Source organism: Marichromatium sp. PS1 (assembly GCF_041155115.1).
GTDB lineage: Bacteria > Pseudomonadota > Gammaproteobacteria > Chromatiales > Chromatiaceae > Marichromatium > Marichromatium gracile.
The window spans coordinates 1,250,162-1,271,192 of sequence record NZ_BAAFHB010000002.1 but is presented as its reverse complement, the minus strand read 5'-3'; the positions used below and the strand labels follow the sequence as shown (position 1 = coordinate 1,271,192).

Sequence of the window (21,031 nt, the reverse complement as noted above, 5' to 3'; positions counted from 1 at the left end):
ATCCGGCGGCATCCAGCTGCCACTTCGAGTGCGCAATCGCGCTGTTTTCAGTGAGCGCCCCCTGTATACCAGGGTGTATTCCGGCGCCACAAGAAGACCTCTCGTGTATCGCCATGCCGTGCGCCATCTCCGCACTGGCCACTGAATCGCCACCCCGCGAGGCGTACACACGTCATCACCACCGACCCGAGCAGGCCCAGGAGCGACGCCATGTACAACCCCACGCATACCCAGCAGGACTATGGCAACGACCCGCTTGCAGTCAGACACACCGATCACTACCAGGCCGAATACATCCAGTCCTTCGTCGAGAAGTGGGACCAGCTGATCGACTGGGACGGACGCGCCCAGAGCGAGGGCGACTTCTTCGTCCGGGTACTGCGCGAGCACGGTGCACGCAAGGTGCTGGATGTGGCCACCGGCACCGGCTTCCACTCGGTCCGGTTGCTCAAGGAAGGGTTCGAGGTCACCAGCGCCGACGGTAATCCCAACATGTTGGCCAAGGCCTTCGCCAACGCCCGCAGCCACGGCAAGCTGCTGCGCACCGTGCAGGCCGACTGGCGCTGGCTCAACCAGGACGTCCACGACTATTACGACGCGGCGATCTGTCTCGGCAACTCCTTCACCCATCTGTTCGACGAGCGCGACCGCCGCAAGGCACTCGCCGAGTTCTACGCCACACTGCGTCACGACGGCATCCTGATCATCGACCAGCGCAACTACGACGCCCTGCTCGATCACCAGGTCGCGCCCAGCCACGACTTCTACTACTGCGGCGACAACGTCCGCGCCACCCCCGAGCACGTCGACGACTCGCTCGCCCGCTTCCGCTACGAGTTCCCCGGCGAGAACGTCTTCCATCTCAACATGTTCCCGCTGCGCAAGAACTATCTGCGCCGGTTGCTGCACGAGGTCGGCTTCCAGAAGGTGACCACCTACGGCGACTTCAAGGAGACCTATCGCGAGGATCAGCCCGATTTCTTCATCCACGTCGCCGAGAAGCGCTATCGCCAGGAGGACGAGAACGCATGAGCGCACCCTACTCCGAGGTCGTCGAGACCGCCCGCAACTATTACAACAGCGAGGATGCCGACAACTTCTACTTCCACGTCTGGGGCGGTGAGGACATCCATATCGGCATCTACCAGCATGCCGACGAGGCGATCGCCACGGCCAGCCGCCGTACCGTCGAGCGCATGGCGACGGTCGCCGCGCCCATCACCCCGGAGACCCGGGTGCTCGACATCGGCTCGGGATTCGGCGGCGCGGCGCGCTATCTCGCCGCCACCTTCGGCTGCACGGTGACCTGCCTGAACCTCAGCGAGAAGGAGAACGCGCGCAACCGCGCGATGAATCGAGAGCAGGGACTGGAGGATCGCATCGATGTGCGTGACGGCAGCTTCGAGTCGATCCCGCTCGCCGAGACGAGCGTCGATCTGGTGTGGTCGCAGGACGCCATCCTGCACAGCGGCGAGCGCGAGCGGGTGATTGCCGAGGTGGCACGGGTGTTACGCCCGGGCGGGCGCTTCGTCTTCACCGACCCGATGCAGACCGACGACTGTCCGTCAGGGGTGCTGCAGCCGGTGCTCGAGCGTATCCATCTCAGCACACTGGGGTCATTCAGGTTCTATCGTACGACGGCCGTGGACAACGGGCTCGAGGAGGTCGAGATCATCGATCTCACCGAACAGCTGGCGGTTCACTATAGCCGGGTCGGGGAGGTGCTGGAGAGGTCGCGCGAACAGCTGGCAGGGAAGATCTCGGCGAATTATGCCGCGCGCATGCAGGAGGGTCTCACGCGCTGGGTCGAGGCGGGGCGCGCCGGCTATCTGCGCTGGGGGATCATGCACTTTCGTAAACGCACCGACTGAATCGGCTCACATCCGACGGGCATGGGCGTCGGGAGAACAGCGGATCGGGTGACGGGCACCCGATCCGCGCCCTGATCGGCCCGGGCCCCAGGGGCCGGGCCAGGATCAGGCTCAGACCGGGTTGACGTTCTCGGCCTGGGGGCCTTTCGGGCCCTGGGTGACCTGCATGGTCACCTGCTGACCCTCGAGCAGGGTCTTGCGGCCACCAGCGCCATTGATCGCGCTGTAATGCACGAAGACGTCCTTGCCGCCTTCACGCGCAATAAAACCGTAACCCTTCTCGTCGTTGAACCACTTAACCGTCCCGGAAACCATTTCGCCTGGCATATCAACCTCATCACAATATAAAGCACCGGCATTCATCTCGCCGGTATTGCTAAAAATCCGCGTCCCGCACGCAATTACGAGCGCGGCTTCATCACCCTGTCACGGACAGGATGACGAATCGAACGGGAGCCACGCAGGCATCCCGCAATCGGTGGCGACACCAGGTGTCGCACCATATCCGTTATCGACCCGTGTCGATGAACGAGACCAGGCTTCCGCGGCGTGCCGAGCGCCACACACCACTCAGTGGCGTGCGAAATGCCGTTCGGCATACCTCCACGAGCACGGACGACCTGTCATCACACACTGATGACCATGGCTGTCCTGACCGGGGGAAGGGGCATCATCGTGACCGAGCATCAACCGTTCGGCAGCGACGCTCACACAGAGCGGCAGTCGCTTTCGCGGTGATCTCAAGGCCCGTGGCCCCATGCGATTGATCGGGCGGTATTGGTTCCGAGCGGGACGACCACTGGCCACCTAGGGCGGCACTGGGCCGGTTCGCCGGGCCCGCGGCCAAGATGACCGTCAACCCGACACCGGACTCCGACTCCATGGGGTCCCGCGTAACTATCCTTCCATCAAGCACACGCATCCGGCGTATTCGTTCTCGAGGTGATGCGTCCTGCATCACCAGTGCTTCTTCGTCATTATGCGATTCTATTTGGCCAGTGTAAACCGGAGAACGTAATCGCAACATGGGCGTTCGCCGTCATCCCTTTTGCACCGTTTCATTATCACCACATCATCACCAGGACCACTCAGGCAACACGGCCAGCGGCTGTCATTGCTATCGGGACGAACATGATGGATACACCTCGCCTGTTCCACGCAAGACGACAGCCATGCGGTCGGGACAACGAGCGTTGGGGGAAATGCGATGGTGATCGGCGGTGATACCGCGAGTGGGGGAAATGCGACGGAGGCGGCCTTCAGTAAAGCGGAATCGAAATTCTCATGCCGGCTAGTGTAACCCTGAATCCCGCCCTTGGCGACGAAAATCTGCGTCTGGCGCACCGCACGCTCAGGATTCGATGAAGCTCGACTCGGACTCGATGCGTTGAACCGCCGGGTACATCAGGTCCTGATAGGGCATGCTGACGAAGTGCCCCTGGATGGCATCGACCCCGGCGCTGAACAGCATCGGCAGCAGCCGGGCGCTCTCCACGGCCAGCGCGATCACCTGGATGTCGCGGGCATGGGCGCAACCGACCAGACGGTCGAGATCCCGCTGTTCGACCTCGCCCTCGACCAGACCACGGGTGATCCTGCGGTTGAGCTTGACATGGGTCATCAGCCCGCCGTGACGCTCGAGAAAGCGACAGTCGCCGACACCGGGGTCTTCCAACAGGAGACCATGACGATTGAGACGCAGCAGCTCGGCGAGTTGCTCCACCCCCTCGGGTTCGCGCACGAAGGCATCGCGATGGAGCTCGACCACGATCGAGCCCGAGGAGATACGCGCCGCCGAGGTGAAGCCGCCGATGGCCTTGATCAGGGCGCGCGAACGCAGGGTCTCGGTAGCGAGGTTGACGAACAGCATGGCATCGGCGCGACCGGCACCTTGCAGCTCCTCGAGGATGGTCAGCGCCCGCCGGTAGATCCACAGATCGATCTTGCCCATCCAGCCCGCCTCGGCGATGGTCGGCAGGAAGTCGCCGGGCAGCATCAGCGCCCCGGACTCGTCCTTGAGCCGCACCAGTGCCTCGAACTGACTGCGGGCCCGCTCGGGCGCCTCGAGCGGCACGATCGGCTGGAACTCGAGGGTCAGACCGCCCTCATCGATCAGCGACTTGATCCGCAACTGCTCGGCCGATAACCCGGACTCGTGGACGGTGGTTTCGGCGACGAACTCGGTCTGGGGCTCGGAATCATGGGTCGCGGCCTTGCTCAGGTCGGTGATGGTCGGGATCACCACAGCACGCCCTCCTCGCCGCCCCTCACGACTGTCGGCATGCCCCGGCGCCACCCCCGGCGATGCGGTCTCGACCTGCTCGAGCATGCGCAAGCGCCGGCGCAGCACGGCATTGCCGAGTTCGCGCTCGCAGACCATCAGCAAGTGGTCGGTATCGCCCTTCATCACCACATCGGCCGCGCCCCACCGATAGCCCTCGGCCGGCGAGAGCTGGCTGTCTCTGGGCTTGATCAGCACCACCGATGCATCGAGGACGTCACCGATCGTATCAAGACGCTCATCGAGGGCCAGATCGAAGAAGGACCCGGCCTCACACAACACCAGATCCCAGTGTCCCGGTTCGCTCAGGGCCTGATCGAGCGACGCCTGATCACTGGCCGCGTTCAGCGCAACCTTGACCCCCCGGCGACCGAGCAACGCAGGGATGCGTAGCTTGAAGGGTTCGGGGTCCACACACAGGATGTGCTTTTTCTCGATCATCCAAGGTCCATTGGTGAGTGGTTGCGCCAGCAGCGAGTCCAATGCGCAAAAATAAGTCGAGCACAGAACTAACGCAACCCCAAAGGATCGAGCGCGCCAGCACAACACCCCGTCCCGAGATGAATCGAAGGCGTCAGACTCCTGTCGAATCACAACGCCAGACGGCCGTCACCGGCAACATCGGGCATCCCCGCCTAGACCTCAGCGGTCGCGATCATCTTCGGCCGCTTGCGGATCCGCTCCCAGACCAATTCGTGGAAGAAATAGGCCACGGTGTTGATCATCGGCTCGACCAGGGCGATGGCGCCGCCGACGACCCAGCTGCCGGTCATCACATAGGCCACGGTGAAGGCCACCGTCATGTGCACCGCGCCGAAGGTGAGTGTCTTGATCATGGTCGCTACCCTCCTCGATTACCTTGAGGACAAGCATAGACCCAGACCGCCTTTAAATGAAATAGATTCTCATTTACGCCCCAATAGGCATGGACGATCACGCCCCGGCCCGGCACTCAGCGCCCGGCCTCGACGAGGAGACAATGGACACGATGCGTCGCACTGACCGCCCGCCCCTCGGGATAGGCCAGGGCGCACTCGGGGCGTGCCTCGGGGCAGCGCGGATGGAAGTGACAGCCCGGCGGCGGCGCACTCGGCGAGGGCATGTCGCCCTCCAGACGCAGGGTACGCCGCTCGGCCCGGGGGTCGGCCACCGGCACCGCCGAGAGCAGCGCGCGGGTATAGGGATGACGCGGACGCTCGAGGATCTCATCGACCCTTCCCCGCTCGACCACCCGGCCCAGATACATCACCGCGACCTCGTGGGCGAGATAGGCGACCACCGACAGGTCATGGGTGATGAACAGATAGGACAGACCGAGACGGGCCTGGAGATCCTTGAGCAGGTTGAGGATCTGCGCCTGCACCGAGACGTCGAGCGCGCTGGTCGGCTCGTCGCAGACGATCACCCTGGGGTCGACGGCGAGCGCGCGGGCGATACAGATGCGCTGACGCTGCCCGCCGGAGAACTCGTGCGGATAGCGCTCGACGGCCGCACCCGGCATCCCTACCAGCTCGAGCAGCTCGGCGGCGCGGCGCAACCGCTCCGGGCGGGTGCGCGCCAGCCCCAGCGCTTGCAGCCCCTCGCCGATCACGTCACCGACCAGCATGCGCGGATTCATCGAGGCGTGCGGGTCCTGGAAGATGATCTGCAGGTCCTTGCGGAAGCGGCGCATCCGGCGATGGCCGAGCCCAGCCAACTCGTGGCCCTGGTAACGGATCGAGCCGGCGGTGGGCGCGATCAGCTGCAGCAGCGCCTTGCCGGCAGTGGTCTTGCCGCAGCCGGACTCGCCGACCAGCGCCAGGGTACGGCCCGGGCGCAATTGCAGTGACACCCCGTCGACCGCGCGCACCTGCCCGACCACCCGGCGCAGCACCCCACGATGGATCGGGAAGTGCACCTTGAGATCGGCGACCTCGAGCAGCGGGGCCGCATCCTCCCCGGCGGGCGCATGCTCACCCTCCGCCACCGCAGGCGCGGCCACGGTGGCGGCGTCGACCTGGTCGGCGTCCCACAGATGGCAGCGCACCCAGTGCCCCGCCCCGGCCTCGTGCCAGCGCGGCAACTGCTCGGCGCAGCGCGCGAGCGCGCGCGGACAGCGCTCGACGAAGCGACAGCCGGTGAACGCGCGATCGAGCGGCGGCACCCGCCCGGGGATGGCCGCAAGCCGCGCGCCGCGCTTGTCCGCCGTCGGCAGGCTGTCGAGCAGCATGCGGCTGTAGGGGTGCGCGGGCGCGGCGAAGAAGGCGGCGGTGGTTGCCGTCTCGACGATCTCGCCGGCATACATCACCGCCAGCCGCTCGGCGGTCTCGGCCACCACCCCGAGGTCGTGGGTGATCAGCAACACCGCCAGCCCGCTTTGCTGCTGCAGGGTCTTGAGCAGGCCCAGCACCTGCGCCTGGATGGTGACATCGAGCGCGGTGGTCGGCTCGTCGGCGATCAGCAGCTCGGGATCACCGGCGAGCGCCATGGCGATCATCACCCGCTGTTTCATCCCGCCCGAGAGCTGGTGCGGATACTCGCGCGCGCGCCGCTCGGGGTCGGGGATGCCGACCGCGTGCAGCAACTCCAACACCCGCGCATCCACCGCCGCAGCAGCGGCGCCCGCGTGCAGCCGCACCGCCTCGGCGATCTGCGCGCCAATCCGCATCACCGGGTTGAGCGAGGTCTGCGGCTCCTGGAAGATCATCGCCAGACGCGCGCCACGCACCCGGCGCATCTCGGCCTCGCTGAGCCGCAGCAGGTCGACCCCGTCGAGTCGCACCGCACCGGACTCGATCCGTCCCGCAGGCGGCAGCAACCGCATCAGCGACAGCGCGGTCATCGACTTGCCGCAGCCCGACTCGCCGAGCAGCGCGAAGGTCTCGCCGCGCGCCAGCTCCAGTCGCAGGTCGTCGACCACCCGCGCCGCGCCGATGGTGGTACTCAGCCCCTCGACCTCGAGCAGCGGCGCGCTCATCGCCAGCCCCCCGGGACGACGAGGATGACGGACGCGTGGCGACGATGGCGGATCACGGCGAGGGACCTCCGGGGTTGGGTGGACACGACGGCTCAGGCGGCGCCGCGCAGGCGCGGGTCGAAGGCATCGCGCACCACGTCGGCAAACAGGTTGGCGGCGAGCACCAGGGTGAACATGAACACGAAAGCGGCGCTCAGCGACCACCACACCACCGGTTCGCGCGCCAGCTCCAGCCGCGCGCCGTTGATCATGTTGCCCCAGCTGTTCATGGTCGGGTCGACCCCGATGTTGACATAGGAGAGCACCGCCTCGGCCAGCACCAGACCGCTGAAGTCGAGCACCAGGGTGATCAGCACGATGTGCATCACGTTGGGCAGGATGTGACGACCGATGATGGTGAAATGACCGACCCCGAGCGCGCTGGCGGCCTGGACATAATCCGACTCGCGAAGCTTGAGCGTCTCGCCCCGCAGCAACCGGCACAGCCCGGTCCAGCTGGTCACGCCGAGGATCAGGCAGAGAAAGAGCAGGCGCAGGTCGGCGCGCTCGACCAGGCTGGCGAAGTCCTCGGCGTGGTTGCTCATGTAGACCTGCAGCATCAGCACCGCCGCGGCGATCAGCAACACCCCGGGGATGGCGTTGAGGGTGGTGTAGAGATACTGGATCAGGTCATCGACCCAGCCCCTGAAGTAACCGGCCATGATCCCCAGCAGCAGCGCCGCGGGCAGCATCACCAAGGTGGTCAGGGTGCCGATCAGCAGCCCGGTGCGCACGCTCTTGAGCGCCTGGTAGAGCACGTCCTCGCCGACCTTGTCGGTGCCGAGGACATGATAGTGACCGGCGAGCAGCGCCACCGCCCCGCCGAGCGCCAGGATCGACGCCAGGGTGAGCAGCGCCGCACGCCACGGCACCTCGGTGCGCCCGGCTTTGATGCGCGCGCGCATCAAAGCCGGGGTGATGCCGCGCCGCCGCGCCAGTGCCGCGCTCAGCGCGAACAGGATCGCCCCCCACAGCGCCAGCCCCAGCAGCGCGCCGAGCAGCCCGCGCCAGAGGATGTCGAGACCACGCGCGGCGGGGTCGTCGAGATGGGCACCACCGTGCGCCAGACGGGGATAATCGCGCAGCACCCGGCCATCGGGCAGCTCGATCGCCTCCTTGACGTAGAGATGGGTGGCGAAGGGCGCCGAGTAGGTCTTCTCCGACTGGCTGCGCAGCCCGGCGAGCGCCAGGTCGAGCAGGCTCAGCACCTCGGGCGAGTAGCGCGTCTCGGCGCTCGTCGCGCCGGACTGGTCAGCGAGGCGCAGCCGCAGATGCACCGAGTCGAGCACCGCGACCAGCAGATAGCAGCCGAGCACCACCAGGGTGACCACCCCGATGCGCGAGCGCGCCACCCGACGCCAGGGCGCGCGCAGGTGCTCGTGGCGCGCGGCGTGCCAGGCGAACCCGCCGAGCAGCGCCAGCAACAGATAGAGCAGCGCGTCGGTCCACAGCACCACCGGCATCAACGGCATGGCATCGCTCCACTCATTGCAGCCGCACCCGCGGGTCGGCGAGGGTGTAGGAGATGTCGGTGAGGATCAGCCCGAGGATATAGAGCACGGCGCCGAGGAACACCATCGAGCGAACGATGGCGAAGTCCTGGTTGCTGATCGCATCGATGGTGTAGCTGCCCAGCCCCGGGATGGCGAAGAAGGACTCGGTGATCAGGCTACCCATGAACAGCAGCGGCAGCACCACCACCACCCCGGTGAGGATCGGGATCAGGGCGTTGCGCAACACGTGGCGGAACAGCACCAGGCGCTCGCCCAGCCCCTTGGCGCGGGCGGTACGGACATAGTCGCGACCGATCTCCTCGAGAAACAGGGTGCGATACCAGCGTGTCCCCGCACCGATACCGCCGATCACCCCGACGATCACCGGCAGCACCAGGAACTTCAACCCGGCCAGCCCGCTGTCGTAGCCCGAGATCGGCACCAATTGGAACAGCTTACCGAGCAGGAACTGGCCGCCGATGATGTAGAACAACCCCGAGATCGACATCATCGTCACCAGCAGCACCACGCTGGCCAGATCGACATAGGTGGCGCGGAAGAAGACGATGAACAGCGCATAGCTGATGTTGAAGGCCAGCCCCACCAGCAGCACCGGCAGCGCGATCGCCAGGCTCGGCCACATCCGCTGGGCGATATCACGCCCGATGTCGCGCCCATCGTCGGAGCTGCCGAAGTCGAAGACGAACAGCCGCACCGACTTGTCGAAGAAGATGGTCTCGGTCAACCGCCCCAGCCCCTCGGCCTCGGCGTTGTAGAGCATCGGCCTGTCGTAGCCGTGATCGGCCTTCCAGGCCGCGACCGCCTCGGCGGTCACCCGCTTCTCGCCGAGATGCATGCGCGCCATATCATCGGGCGAGTTGACCACGAAGAAGAGCACGAAGGTCAGCAGATTGACCCCGATCAGGATGGGGATGGCATAGAGCAGCCGACGCAGGATATAGGCACTCATAGCGCGCGACTCCGCTCGCGTCGGCGCACCAGCCACCAGGCCGGCAGCAGCAGCGCCAACAGCACGGCGGCGGCCGCGCCCAGCGGCCACAGCACCGGCTGGTTCCAGGCGCGGCGCAGCTCGGCGCGCAGCGCCGGGTCGATACGACGGTACTTGAGGGTGTTGTTGGCCATCTGGTTGGGGTAGGCGTTGTGATACCAGCGGTGATAGAGACTGAAGGCGCGCGGGTGGAAGCCCCAGATCCAGGGCGCGTCGGTACGCGCGATCTCGACCATGCGATCGATCAGCGCCTGGCGCTCGGGGCCGTCCTCGAGGTTGCGCATGCGCTCGAACAGCCGGTCGAACTCGGGGTTGGTGTAGTTGACCGAGTTCTCGCCCTGGTGCTCGACCCGACCGTTGGGGCCGTAGAGCAGGAAGAGGAAGTTCTCCGGGTCGGGGTAGTCGGCGTTCCAGCCCCAGAAGAAGATCTGGCCGGTGCCGTTGCGGATCTTGTCCTGGAAGCGGTTGTAGTCGGTGGAGCGGATCACCAGCTCGATGCCGAGCTTGGCGAACTGCTTGCGCAGCCAGTTGAGCCGGGCGCGGTCGTCGGGACCGGTGGCCACCGCCTCGTAGTTGAGTGTCAGCGCCCGACCGGTGTCGCGATCACGCCCGCCGGGATAGCCGGCCTGGACCATCAGCGTGCGCGCCTCGTCGAGCGAGCGGCGCACCGCCCGCCCCGCCTCCCAGCGATAGACGAAGGGATTGATCCCGGCCTCGCCCGTGCGATGACCGAAGATGCCCGGCGGCAGCGGGCTCTGGGCGACAACGCCACGACCATTGAGGAAGATCGAGATGAACTCCTCCATGTCGACCGCGATCGAGATCGCCCGACGCAGCAGGCGCGCGCGCTGGCCCTCGCCGCCGATCACCGGATCGAGCATGTTGAAGCCCATGAAGAAGATCGTCGGCTCGACCGCGGTCATCAGCTCGACCCCGCGCGCCTCCAGCGTCTCGGTGAGCATGGGGCGGCCGCTGGCGTCGACCCGCACCGCCTGATCGAAGGCGTCCGAGGAGATCCCGGAGAAGTCGTAATAGCCCTGGAGGAACTTGTTCCAGCGCGGAATGCTCTCCTTCTCCAGGCTGTAGACGACGCGATCGATGAACGGCAGCGGCGCCCCGGCATCATCGAGGATACCGGCGGCGCGATCGCCCGGCATGCCGCTGTCGGGATAGCGCTCGCCGTGGAAGTTGGGGTTGCGCTCGAGCACCATGCGCAGGTTGGGGTTGTTCTCGGTGAGCATGTAGGGACCGGTGCCGACCGGATACCAGTCGAGCATCAGGTTGCGCTCGCGCATCCCCGGCTGGGCGTAGAAGGCCTCGGCCTCCCAGGGCATGGGCGCGAAGAAGGGCATCGCCAACCAGTAGGAGAACTGCGGGTACTTGCCCTCGAGGGTGATGCGCAACCGATAGCGATCGAGCACCTCGACGCCCTCGAACTCGGTATCGCGCAGCAGCGCCACCCGGGCGCGCGCCTGCTCCGGGTCCGCGGCCTCGAGCCGCTCGCCGAGCGCGGCGAAGCCGAGGATGTGCTCGCCCATCACCCCGTTGATCGGCGAGTGCAGCCAGGGCGCGGCCAGACGCTTGATCTGATAGGCGAAGTCGGCGGCGACCAGCTCGCGGGTGCCGTGCTCGGCGAAGTCGCCGAGGGTGTCGATCCCGGCGAGCGCGCCGGGCTCGAGGTCGAGATAGCGCGGCGCGCCCTCGGCGTCGCGAGCAAGGGCCGGATGCGGCTGGTAGCGGGTGCCGGGACGGATGCGCAGCTCGTACTCGCTGCGGGCGATCGCCGCGGCCGGCGCATCATCGGGCAGCGGCTCGCCGGCGGCGTCGTAGAAGCGCACCTGCGGCATCTCGGCCAGGGCGAGCGGGATCAGCTGGTAAGGCCGGTGGAGAAAGTGATACTGCAGCGGCGGCTCGTAGATCTGGGCGATGAAGGTGTTTTCATTGACGGTGTAGGAGCGCGCCGGATCGAGATGCTTGGGCCGCTCGCCAAAGGAGCTGTAGAGGGTGTTGCTGGTGGCCGTGTCACGCGGATAGGGATCGTTCCAGGGGCGGTCGTCGCATGCGACCAGCCCCGCGATCAGCAGCGACATCACCGACACCACCCGGATGCCTCGCCACAGCACACGCCATCTCGCCGCCTTGTCCACCATCGGCATCATCGTCCTCACCCGCTTCGCGCCACGACGACCATGCTCGGTCCCCGGTCACAGGTCTCATCGGCACCGCAGCTCATCGAGCTCTCCCTCGCGTACACCCTTCCACCTCAATACGAGTTTCGGTACTGTTATCGGTCCCCGAACCACGGGGTATCGGTTGCGGCCCGTGAGACCGCGAGGCTCGCCGCGCCCGATCCGGCGCCAGCGTCCCGGCCCCGGGTCCCGACAGGAGCGGGTGTCCGTGCCAGAGCCCCGAGCAACGATCCCCAATCATCGAATGATCTGACTGAAATGTCCAAGGGTGAACACGGACCATCAGCAGATCCCGACCCGAACGGTCGCCGGCGCACCCGCGCCCGGCCAGCGAACGCGAGAGACTACCGAACATGGGATTCCTTGAAGGCAAGAAGATTCTGATCACCGGCGTGGCGAGCAACCGCTCGATCGCCTGGGGCTGTGCCGAGGCGATGCACCGCCAGGGCGCCGAGCTGGCCTTTACCTACCAGAACGACAAGCTCAAGTCGCGTGTCACCGACATGGCCGCCAAGTGCGGTTCGGACCTGGTGCTGCCGCTCGACGTCAGCCGCGACGAGGACATCGACGCGCTGTTCGCCGCGCTCGGCGAGCAGTGGGACGGACTCGACGGCATCGTCCACTCGATCGCCTTCGCCCCGCGCGAGCAGCTCGAGGGTGAGTATGTCGATGCGGTCACCCGCGAGGGCTTCAACACCGCCCACGAGATCAGCGCCTACAGCTTCGCCGCCCTGGCCAAGGGCGGGCGGGCGATGATGGAGGGGCGTAACGGCGCGCTGCTCACCATGAGCTATCTGGGTGCGGTGCGCGCGGTTCCCAACTACAACGTGATGGGCGTGGCCAAGGCCAGTCTGGAGGCCAACGTACGCTATCTGGCCGCCTCGCTCGGCCCGCGCGGCACCCGCGTCAACGCCGTCTCGGCCGGCCCGATCCGCACCCTCGCCGCCGCCGGCATCTCCGACTTCCGCGACATGCTCAAGCAGGTCGAGGAGCGCACCCCGATGCGCCGCAACGTCACCATCGAGGAGGTCGGCAACGCCGCCGCCTTCCTCTGCTCCGACCTGGCCAGCGGCATCACCGGCGACGTCCTCTACGTCGACACCGGCTACCACATCCTCGGGCTCGGCTGAGCCCGCTCACGCCGCCGCGCCCGTCTGGTCGCGGCGGCGCCCCGAGGCGTCACTCGACGCATCGCCCTCCCCTCGCTCCCCCGCCCGGCGCACCGCTCGGCCCCCAGGGACACAACCCTGGACAGCAGGCAGGCGACGAGCGCATCAGCAAGGCCGCGCACAAAAAAACCGCCTCGGCGCCGGCGTCATGACGCCTCCACCTGACGGTTCGATCGCATATCGCTTGATGGCGCAGCAGCGATGCCACGCATCGCTCGGGGCGTCGGCCGCGTCGCCGGTCCCCGAGCGAAGTCGCAAGGTCAGAGCTGGTCGTCGTCCACGCTCAGTGGCTCGCGGGTGATCTCGGCGCGACGCTCGATGTCGGCGAGCACCACATCATAGAGATCACGCCCGGCGAGTTCGGCGAGCAGTCCGGCCTCCGGGATGGTCGCGCCCTCGCCACCGACCGTCACCTCACCATCCTCGACCTGGGTCAGCCGCACCACCACGGCATCGCCGTCGGCAAGCGCCACCGCCTCCAGCTCAGACTCTCCGGATTGCGGCGCCGGCAGCTTGAAGGCGAGATCGAGCACCGCTTCGGGCAACACCGCGCCGCGCCCGACCAGCCCGACCGATTCGATCACCGCCGCAGCCATCGCCTCGGACCACTCGGCCTCACCGTCGCGCACCTGGGCGAGCGCCGCCTCCGCCGCGGCCATCGCGGCCTGCTGCGCGCGCTGCTCACGCAGCGCGGCGACGATCTCCTCGCGCACCGTCTCGAGCGGGCGCGGCGCCGACTCGCGATGATCGCGCACCCGCACCACCACGGCGCTGAGCCGCTCGTGATCGGGCTCGATCAGCTCGCTGTTGTTGCCCTCGACCAGCACCTCGTCGCTGAAGGCCGCCGACAGCACACCGGGCTCGGCGAGCAGTCCCTCGCCACCCTCGCGTCCGATCCAATCGCTCTGACGCAACTCCAGGCCGAGCTCCTCGACCACCGGCTCGAGGCTGTCCGGACGCTCGTAGGAGAGGGTTGCGAGGCGCTCGCCGAGATCGTAATAGAGCGACTCGGCCTGGGCACGCGCCTGCTCTTCGTGCAGCTGCTCACGGACCGCCTCGAACGGCTGGGTCTCGCCGGGGCGGACCGCCTCGACCTCGATCAGGTGATAGCCGAAACGGGTCCGCACCGGCTCGCTCAGTCCACCCTCGGGCAGCGAGAACACCGCCTCGTCGAACACCGGATCCATCATCCCCGGCTCGATCAGACCGAGTTCGCCACCCTCGGCGGCGCTACCGGGGTCGTCCGAGTGCTCGGCGGCGAGATCGGCGAAGGATTCGCCCTCGAGGATGCGCGCGCGCAGCGCCGTGATCTCGCGCTCGGCGGTGGCGACCTGTTCGTCATCGGCCTGTTGCGGCAGCGCGATCAGCAGATGACGGACCTGTCGCTGCTCGGGCATGACGAACCGCCCCTGCTCGGCGGCATAGGCCTCGCGCAGCGCCGCCTCGTCGATCTCGATGCCCTTGGCCAGTTCGGCGACGTCGAGGACCACGTAATCGAGCTTGACCTGCTCGGGGCTGCGGAAACGCTCGGCGTGTTCCTGGTAGTAGGTCTCGATCGTCTCGTCGGCGAGCGGCTCGTCGCTCAGATAATCGGCGGCGGCAAAGCGCGCATAGTCGATGTCGCGCTGCTGTGCGGAGAGACGCTGGAACTGCTCGAGTTCGAGACGGGTCGGGAACTCGCTGGCCACCACCGCGCGGATCAGCTGGGTGCCGGTCAGCTGCCGGCGCAGCTGCTCGACGAACTGCTGCTCGCTCATCCCCTGCAGTTGCAGCAGGCGCTGGAAAGCCTCGTTGTCGAAGCGACCATCACGCTGAAAGGCCGGCTCGGAGAGGATGCGCAGCTTGAGCTCCTGATCCGAGACACGCAGCCCCAGACGCTGCGAGACGTCGATCAGCAGCACCTCGCGGATCATCTCCTCGCGCACCATGCGGCGCAGCTCGGCGCTGTCGAAGGCGGCAGGGTCATAGGCGGCGCCGAGACGCTCGCGTAGCTCCATGCGGGTCTGCTGGACCCGACGATCGAGATCGCGCTCGGTGAGTTCGACACCATTGACGGTGGCCGTCACCGTCTCGCCATTGATGCCGAGATAGGACTGGATGCCCCAGAGCGCGAACGGAATACTGATCAAGATGACGATGACCCAGGCGATCCAGCCCTGGGCACGATCCCTGATGGATTGAAGCATGGCGGTCGATCCAAACGAAGGTGTGGGCCAAAAAAAAACGGGGCACCCTTGCGGATGCCCCGTTTTTATCGAATTTGGCGGAGCGGACGGGACTCGAACCCGCGACCCCCGGCGTGACAGGCCGGTATTCTAACCAACTGAACTACCGCTCCAGAAGAATTGCCATTATACTGCAATTTTTTTTCTTTGCAACACCTTTTTTTCGGTGTTGGTGGGTGCTACAGGGATCGAACCTGTGACCCTCGCCTTGTAAGGGCGATGCTCTCCCAGCTGAGCTAAGCACCCCACCCTTCGGCTTGGGAGGAAGTTTTTATCCTTCCCCCCGAAGGCGAAGCGCTATTGTACGGCATCCTTGAGCGCTTTGCCAGCCTTGAATGCAGGCGTCTTCGATGCCTTGATCTCGATGGTCGCGCCGGTCTGCGGGTTGCGGCCGGTACGGGCGGCACGCTCCTTGACGCTGAAGGTGCCGAAGCCGATCAGCGACACGGTACCGCCGTCCTTGAGGGTCACGGCGACCGAGTCGGTGAAGGCATCGAGGGCACGGGCTGCCGCAGCCTTGGAGATATCCGCGGCATCCGCCATGGCTTCGATGAGGTCGGATTTGTTCATTGATCCCCCTGTTACCTGTCTCGTTTGGTACACACTGACTGCGCGACGACGATGAGGCGGATGCCACGCATCGGACGCGGGGCCGGAGACCCCTGTGCGCAAGCCTTCTTCAAGATTGACGCATGCTAAATCGGAGTCCATGCGAGGGCAACCGGCTTTTCTGCCTGTTGGTCACAAAAACCCGCCGTTAAGCAGAGCCGCGGCACTTGACATGGCAGATTAGCCATCATGAGCAGACACAATCACCGTGCCAGCACCGCTGATGACCTTAACAATCGAATCGGACTCCGTCGATACAACAGAGCAAATGATCGCCGCCGACGCACCGTCCGCCCCCCCTGGGGCATCGGACGATGGGCCGGAGCGGGAACATCGATCGCGGTGTTGATCGGCACCCCGGATGGGTGCGGGTGCCGACCCGACGGCGACATGCCCATCACATCAGTGATGCAGCGGCGCCCCCTGATCTCGAGCACCCTCAGCCGAGTCGGCCGACTCCTCCTCGGCCTCCTTGGCCTCGGCCGACTCCCCGGCGGGGCGCGGCGGTTGGACCAGGGCGATATCGAGGACCTCGTCGATCCAGCGCACCGGATGGATCTCCAGATGCTGCTTGATGTTCTTGGGGATCTCGACCAAGTCGCGCTCGTTCTCCAGCGGGATGATCACTTCCTCGATCCCACCGCGATGCGCGGCGAGCAGCTTCTCCTTGAGCCCACCGATCGGCAACACCTCGCCGCGCAGGGTGATCTCGCCGGTCATCGCCACCGTCGAGCGCACCGGGATCTTGGTCAGCGCCGAGACCAACGCGGTGCACATGGCCACGCCCGCGCTCGGACCATCCTTGGGGGTCGCGCCCTCGGGGACGTGGATATGGACATCGAAGGTGCTGTGGAAGTCGGTCGGCACCCCAAGCCCCTCGGCACGCGAGCGCACCACGGTCATCGCCGCCTGGATCGACTCCTGCATCACATCACCGAGCTGACCGGTATAGCTGAGCTTGCCCTTACCCGGCATCAACGCCGACTCGATCTGCAACAGCTCGCCGCCGACCTCGGTCCAGGCCAGGCCGGTGACCTGACCGACCTGGTCGTGCTCCTCGGCGCGGCCGTAGCGATAGCGCTGCACCCCGAGATACTTCTCCAGTGACTTGGCGGTCACCGTGGTGGCGCTGTCGCGCTTCTTCAGCAGCACCTCCTTGACCACCTTGCGGCACACCTTGGAGATCTCGCGCTCGAGGTTACGCACCCCGGCCTCGCGGGTGTAGTGACGGATGATGTCGCGCAGCGCCGCCTCGCGGATCACCAGCTCACCGGGCTTGAGACCATTGTTCTTGGTCTGCTTGGGGATCAGGTAGCGCTCGGCGATGGCGACCTTCTCGTCCTCGGTGTAGCCCGAGAGCCGGATCACCTCCATCCGATCGAGCAGCGCCGGGGGGATGTTGAGGGTGTTGGCGGTGCCGACGAACATCACCTCGGAGAGGTCGAAGTCGACCTCCAGGTAATGATCGGCAAAGGCGTGGTTCTGCTCCGGGTCGAGGACCTCGAGCAGCGCCGAGGCCGGGTCGCCACGGAAGTCCATCGCCATCTTGTCGATCTCGTCGAGCAGGAAGAGCGCGTTGCGCGAACCGGCCTTGGAGAGGTTCTGGATGATCTTGCCCGGCAGCGCACCGATATAGGTGCGCCGGTGACCGCGGATCTCAGCCTCGTCGCGCACCCCACCGAGCGACATGCGCACGAACTTGCGGTTGGTGGCGCGGGCGATCGACTGACCGAGCGAGGTCTTGCCGACACCGGGCGGACCGACCAGGCACAGGATCGGGCCCTTGAGCTTGCGCACCCGCTGCTGCACGGCGAGGTACTCGAGGATGCGCTCCTTGACCCGATCGAGCCCGTAGTGGTCCTTGTCGAGCACCGCCTCGGCGACCTTGATGTCGTTACGGATACGCGAGCGCTTCTTCCACGGCACCTGCACCAGGGTCTCGATATAGTTGCGCACCACCGTCGCCTCGGCCGACATCGGCGACATCAGCTTGAGCTTGTTGAGCTCGGACTGGGCCTTGTTGTGCGCCTCGCGAGGCATCTTCGCCTCCTCGATGCGCTTGGCCAGGTCCTCGATCTCGTTGGGGGCGTCCTCGAGCTCGCCGAGCTCCTTCTGGATCGCCTTCATCTGCTCGTTGAGATAGTACTCGCGCTGGTTCTTCTCCATCTGGCGCTTGACGCGCCCGCGGATGCGCTTCTCCATCTGCAGGATGTCGTTCTCCGACTCCATCAGCCCCATCAGGTGTTCGATGCGCAGCTGCACATCGGTCATCTCCAGCACGCGCTGCTTCTCGTCGAGCTTCAGCGACATGTGCGCGGCCATGGTGTCAGCCAGACGACCGGCCTCGTCGATGCTCGAGAGCGAGGTCAGCACCTCGGGCGGCACCTTCTTGTTGAGCTTGACGTACTGATCGAACAGCCCGACGGCCGAGCGCATCAGCACCTCCTGCTCGCGCTCGTCGGTCTCGAGCGTCTCCTCGAGCGGCTCGATGACCGCGGAGAAGGCGTCATCGGTGGTGAGGAAACGCTCGATGCGGGCACGCTGGTTGCCTTCGACCAGCACCTTGACGGTGCCGTCGGGCAGCTTGAGCAGTTGCAGGATATTGGCCAGGGTGCCGATCTCGTGCAGATCCTTGACCTCGGGGTCGTCGACCTCGGCACTCTTCTGTGCGATCAGCAGGATCTGCTTGTCGCTCGCCATGGCGGTATCGAGCGCGCGAATCGACTTGTCGCGCCCGACGAACAATGGAATCACCATGTGCGGATAGACGACGACGTCGCGCAGCGGCAGCACCGGCAGCTCCTGCGGAGTCGAGGATGTCAGGTTGGAATCGTGTTGCGCCATGGAAACCCGTTCTCATTGAAAGCGACGGCCCGCGGGGCCGTGGTCGGTACGATCGGGCCGAGCCCAGGGACCGTTCCACGGACGCCGACGTCGGTACGATTGGATGATGGGGAAAGGATCGGGGCGGCCGACGCGCAGTTCAACGCGCCGGCGCGCCTGGATTGGGGGGCGGGCGGACAGTCCAGCGGCGGGTGTCCGTCCGCCTCCTGGGGGTGGGACAGCGCGATCGATCAGTCTCCCGATGCCGCCTGCTTCTCCATCCCGTCGTAGATCAGGAACGGCTTGTTCTCACCGGCGATCACCGAAGCGTCGATGACGACCTTGCTGACATGCTCCATGGAGGGCAGCTCGTACATGGTGTCGAGCAGCACCTGCTCCATGATCGTCCGCAGGCCGCGGGCCCCGGTCTTGCGCTCCATCGCCTTGGTGGCGATCGCGCGCAGCGCGTCCTCACGCAGCTCGATCTCGACGTCCTCCATCTCGAACAGGCGCGCGTACTGACGCACCAGCGAGTGTTTGGGCTCGGTGAGGATGCGCATCAGCGCTGCCTCGTCGAGTTCCTCGAGGGTCGCCATCACCGGCAGTCGACCGACGAACTCGGGGATCAGGCCGTAGCGGATCAGGTCCTCGGGCTCGACGCCGCTGAGCAGCTCGCCGATCATCCGCCCGTCATCCTTGCTGTGGACCTCGGCGGAGAAGCCGATACCGGTTTTGCGCGAACGATTCTGGATGATCTTGTCGAGCCCGGCGAAGGCACCACCGACGATGAACAGGATGTTGGAGGTGTCGACCTGGAGGAATTCCTGCTGCGGATGCTTGCGCCCACCCTGCGGCGGCACCGAGGCGACGGTCCCCTCGATGAGCTTGAGCAGTGCCTGCTGCACGCCCTCGCCCGAGACGTCACGGGTGATCGAGGGGTTGTCCGACTTGCGCGAGATCTTGTCGATCTCGTCGATGTAGACGATGCCGTTCTGCGCCTTGTCGACGTCGTAATCACACTTCTGCAGCAGCTTCTGGATGATGTTCTCGACGTCCTCGCCGACATAACCCGCCTCGGTGAGGGTGGTGGCATCGGCGATGGTGAAGGGGACGTTGAGCAGTCGCGCCAGGGTCTCGGCGAGCAGCGTCTTGCCGGAGCCGGTGGGGCCGATCAGCAGGATGTTGCTCTTGGCGATCTCGATGTCTTCCTTGGCCTCGGCGACCTCGAGACGCTTGTAATGGTTGTAGACGGCGACCGAGAGCACCTTCTTGGCGAACTCCTGGCCGACGACGAACTCATCGAGACGCGCCTTGATCTCACGCGGCTTGGGAAGACTGCTGGCGGCCTCGCCGACGCCCTCTTGCATCTCCTCGCGGATGATGTCGTTACACAGCTCGACGCACTCGTCGCAGATGAACACGGACGGCCCTGCGATGAGCTTGCGGACTTCATGCTGACTCTTGCCACAGAACGAACAGTAGAGCAGCTTGCCTTCGTCGCTCTTGTTTCCACTCATCGGGAATAGCTCTCCGGGGGGTCGGTTGGGGATGGGGATCGGACAATCCCCATCGAGGCGAATTCAATCATAACGGTTTGCGCTTATATGGCAAGAGAGTGAAGAGACGAAGGCTTGGCGGTCGTCACACTCCGGTGACGCCCGACAAGCCCCCTGACTCCGACCGCTTGCGACGTCGCGCGTCGCGCCACTTACTCCTTGCCGGAGGCGGCACCTCGCTCGCTGATGACGCGATCGATCAGCCCATAGGCCTGGGCCGCTTCGCCACCCATGAAGCGGTCGCGCTCGGTGTCCTCGGCGATCTTCTCGACCGACTGACCGGTGTGCTCGGCGAGGATCTGGTTGAGACGCTCGCGGATGTAGAGGATCTCGCGGGCGTGGATATCGATATCGGAGGCCTGCCCCTGGAAGCCGCCGAGCGGCTGATGGATCATCATCCGCGAATGCGGCAGGCAGTAGCGCTTGCCCGCGGCGCCGCCGGCGAGCAGCAGCGCGCCCATGCTCGCCGCCTGACCGATGCACATGGTGCTGACGTCGGGGCGGATGAAACGCATGGTGTCGTAGATCGCCAGGCCCGCGGTGACCGCGCCACCGGGCGAGTTGATATAGAGATGGATATCCTTGTCCGGATTCTCCGACTCCAGGAACAACAGCTGCGCGACCACCAGGTTGGCCATGTGGTCCTCGACCGGGCCGACCAGGAAGATCACGCGCTCCTTCAGCAGGCGCGAATAGATGTCGAACGAGCGCTCGCCGCGGGCGGTCTGCTCGATGACCATCGGCACCAGCCCCAGTGCCTCGGGCCTCCAGTCGGTGCGGCTCTCGATGTTGCTCATGGGATACGCCTTCA

General features: G+C 65.9%; 15 protein-coding genes and 2 tRNA genes. 3 read left to right on the top strand and 14 right to left on the bottom strand.

Annotation, left to right across the window (positions count from 1 at the left end; genetic code table 11):
* The first annotated feature begins 210 nt into the window (after nt 1-210).
* Together ACAM26_RS07055 and ACAM26_RS07050 are read left to right on the top strand one after the other, a co-directional pair.
* Nucleotides 211-1,032 (top strand): class I SAM-dependent methyltransferase, encoded by an 822-nt coding sequence (locus tag ACAM26_RS07055; RefSeq protein WP_123142470.1) that lies wholly within the window; start codon nt 211-213, stop codon nt 1,030-1,032.
* Nucleotides 1,029-1,871, top strand: coding sequence for a cyclopropane-fatty-acyl-phospholipid synthase family protein (locus ACAM26_RS07050; RefSeq protein ID WP_369613348.1), 843 nt, complete (start codon nt 1,029-1,031; stop codon nt 1,869-1,871). Before ACAM26_RS07055 ends, ACAM26_RS07050 begins: the two co-directional genes overlap by 4 nt.
* 111 nt (nt 1,872-1,982) lie before the next feature.
* Here the strand turns inward: ACAM26_RS07050 and ACAM26_RS07045 are convergent, their stop codons facing one another.
* The 7 genes from ACAM26_RS07045 to ACAM26_RS07015 all read right to left on the bottom strand — a co-directional run bounded on the left by ACAM26_RS07045 (nt 1,983) and on the right by ACAM26_RS07015 (nt 11,805).
* Nucleotides 1,983-2,186 carry a cold-shock protein gene (locus ACAM26_RS07045; RefSeq protein ID WP_190287958.1) on the bottom strand — a complete coding sequence of 68 codons (204 nt, stop codon included), beginning with the start codon at nt 2,184-2,186 and terminating at the stop codon, nt 1,983-1,985.
* 1,036 nt (nt 2,187-3,222) lie between these two features.
* A complete protein-coding gene (locus ACAM26_RS07040; protein WP_123141100.1) occupies nt 3,223-4,593 on the bottom strand; it encodes an EAL domain-containing protein in 1,371 nt (456 codons plus the stop codon).
* 194 nt (nt 4,594-4,787) lie between these two features.
* Nucleotides 4,788-4,988 carry a DUF2061 domain-containing protein gene (locus ACAM26_RS07035; RefSeq protein WP_123141099.1) on the bottom strand — a complete coding sequence of 67 codons (201 nt, stop codon included), beginning with the start codon at nt 4,986-4,988 and terminating at the stop codon, nt 4,788-4,790.
* 116 nt (nt 4,989-5,104) lie between these two features.
* Nucleotides 5,105-7,108 carry a dipeptide ABC transporter ATP-binding protein gene (locus ACAM26_RS07030; protein WP_369613347.1) on the bottom strand — a complete coding sequence of 668 codons (2,004 nt, stop codon included), beginning with the start codon at nt 7,106-7,108 and terminating at the stop codon, nt 5,105-5,107.
* Nucleotides 7,109-7,200: 92 nt separating this feature from the next.
* The gene (locus tag ACAM26_RS07025; RefSeq protein WP_369613346.1) at nt 7,201-8,619 is read right to left on the bottom strand and encodes an ABC transporter permease; all 1,419 of its coding nucleotides are present in this window, start codon (nt 8,617-8,619) and stop codon (nt 7,201-7,203) included.
* 13 nt (nt 8,620-8,632) lie between these two features.
* Nucleotides 8,633-9,610: an ABC transporter permease gene (locus ACAM26_RS07020; protein ID WP_005224694.1), complete on the bottom strand. Its 978-nt coding sequence runs from the start codon at nt 9,608-9,610 to the stop codon at nt 8,633-8,635.
* Nucleotides 9,607-11,805: an ABC transporter substrate-binding protein gene (locus ACAM26_RS07015; RefSeq protein ID WP_369613483.1), complete on the bottom strand. Its 2,199-nt coding sequence runs from the start codon at nt 11,803-11,805 to the stop codon at nt 9,607-9,609. Before ACAM26_RS07015 ends, ACAM26_RS07020 begins: the two co-directional genes overlap by 4 nt.
* A gap of 386 nt (nt 11,806-12,191) precedes the next feature.
* Here ACAM26_RS07015 and ACAM26_RS07010 point away from each other — a divergent pair, with 386 nt between their 5' ends.
* A complete protein-coding gene (locus tag ACAM26_RS07010) occupies nt 12,192-12,968 on the top strand; it encodes an enoyl-ACP reductase (RefSeq protein ID WP_062275390.1) in 777 nt (258 codons plus the stop codon).
* A 299-nt stretch (nt 12,969-13,267) separates the two neighbouring features.
* On the opposite strand, the gene ACAM26_RS07005 is transcribed toward ACAM26_RS07010, so the two are convergent.
* From ACAM26_RS07005 to clpP, 7 genes are all read right to left on the bottom strand, one after another.
* Entirely contained in the window at nt 13,268-15,193 is a 1,926-nt protein-coding gene (locus ACAM26_RS07005) for a SurA N-terminal domain-containing protein (protein WP_369613345.1), read from the bottom strand.
* Between the two features lie 75 nt (nt 15,194-15,268).
* Nucleotides 15,269-15,345: transfer RNA gene (locus ACAM26_RS07000), tRNA-Asp, on the bottom strand.
* A 57-nt stretch (nt 15,346-15,402) separates the two neighbouring features.
* Nucleotides 15,403-15,478: transfer RNA gene (locus ACAM26_RS06995), tRNA-Val, on the bottom strand.
* 51 nt (nt 15,479-15,529) lie between these two features.
* Complete coding sequence (locus ACAM26_RS06990) at nt 15,530-15,943, bottom strand: HU family DNA-binding protein (RefSeq protein WP_165913526.1); 414 nt, start codon at nt 15,941-15,943, stop codon at nt 15,530-15,532.
* A gap of 300 nt (nt 15,944-16,243) precedes the next feature.
* A complete protein-coding gene (gene lon / locus ACAM26_RS06985) occupies nt 16,244-18,685 on the bottom strand; it encodes an endopeptidase La (RefSeq protein ID WP_123141095.1) in 2,442 nt (813 codons plus the stop codon).
* Between the two features lie 230 nt (nt 18,686-18,915).
* Nucleotides 18,916-20,181 carry an ATP-dependent Clp protease ATP-binding subunit ClpX gene (clpX, locus tag ACAM26_RS06980; protein ID WP_062275383.1) on the bottom strand — a complete coding sequence of 422 codons (1,266 nt, stop codon included), beginning with the start codon at nt 20,179-20,181 and terminating at the stop codon, nt 18,916-18,918.
* 191 nt (nt 20,182-20,372) lie between these two features.
* Nucleotides 20,373-21,017 carry an ATP-dependent Clp endopeptidase proteolytic subunit ClpP gene (gene clpP, locus ACAM26_RS06975; RefSeq protein ID WP_123141094.1) on the bottom strand — a complete coding sequence of 215 codons (645 nt, stop codon included), beginning with the start codon at nt 21,015-21,017 and terminating at the stop codon, nt 20,373-20,375.
* Nucleotides 21,018-21,031 lie beyond the last annotated feature (14 nt).

Bases quoted from the DNA above. Each gene is read 5' to 3' on its own strand.
- ACAM26_RS07055 (WP_123142470.1), top strand. From the start codon at position 211: ATGTACAACCCCACGCATACCCAGCAGGACTATGGCAACGACCCGCTT.
- ACAM26_RS07050 (WP_369613348.1), top strand. From the start codon at position 1,029: ATGAGCGCACCCTACTCCGAGGTCGTCGAGACCGCCCGCAACTATTAC.
- ACAM26_RS07045 (WP_190287958.1), bottom strand. From the start codon at position 2,186: ATGGTTTCCGGGACGGTTAAGTGGTTCAACGACGAGAAGGGTTACGGT.
- ACAM26_RS07040 (WP_123141100.1), bottom strand. From the start codon at position 4,593: ATGATCGAGAAAAAGCACATCCTGTGTGTGGACCCCGAACCCTTCAAG.
- ACAM26_RS07035 (WP_123141099.1), bottom strand. From the start codon at position 4,988: ATGATCAAGACACTCACCTTCGGCGCGGTGCACATGACGGTGGCCTTC.
- ACAM26_RS07030 (WP_369613347.1), bottom strand. From the start codon at position 7,108: ATGAGCGCGCCGCTGCTCGAGGTCGAGGGGCTGAGTACCACCATCGGC.
- ACAM26_RS07025 (WP_369613346.1), bottom strand. From the start codon at position 8,619: ATGCCGTTGATGCCGGTGGTGCTGTGGACCGACGCGCTGCTCTATCTG.
- ACAM26_RS07020 (WP_005224694.1), bottom strand. From the start codon at position 9,610: ATGAGTGCCTATATCCTGCGTCGGCTGCTCTATGCCATCCCCATCCTG.
- ACAM26_RS07015 (WP_369613483.1), bottom strand. From the start codon at position 11,805: ATGCCGATGGTGGACAAGGCGGCGAGATGGCGTGTGCTGTGGCGAGGC.
- ACAM26_RS07010 (WP_062275390.1), top strand. From the start codon at position 12,192: ATGGGATTCCTTGAAGGCAAGAAGATTCTGATCACCGGCGTGGCGAGC.
- ACAM26_RS07005 (WP_369613345.1), bottom strand. From the start codon at position 15,193: ATGCTTCAATCCATCAGGGATCGTGCCCAGGGCTGGATCGCCTGGGTC.
- ACAM26_RS06990 (WP_165913526.1), bottom strand. From the start codon at position 15,943: ATGGACTCCGATTTAGCATGCGTCAATCTTGAAGAAGGCTTGCGCACA.
- lon (WP_123141095.1), bottom strand. From the start codon at position 18,685: ATGGCGCAACACGATTCCAACCTGACATCCTCGACTCCGCAGGAGCTG.
- clpX (WP_062275383.1), bottom strand. From the start codon at position 20,181: ATGAGTGGAAACAAGAGCGACGAAGGCAAGCTGCTCTACTGTTCGTTC.
- clpP (WP_123141094.1), bottom strand. From the start codon at position 21,017: ATGAGCAACATCGAGAGCCGCACCGACTGGAGGCCCGAGGCACTGGGG.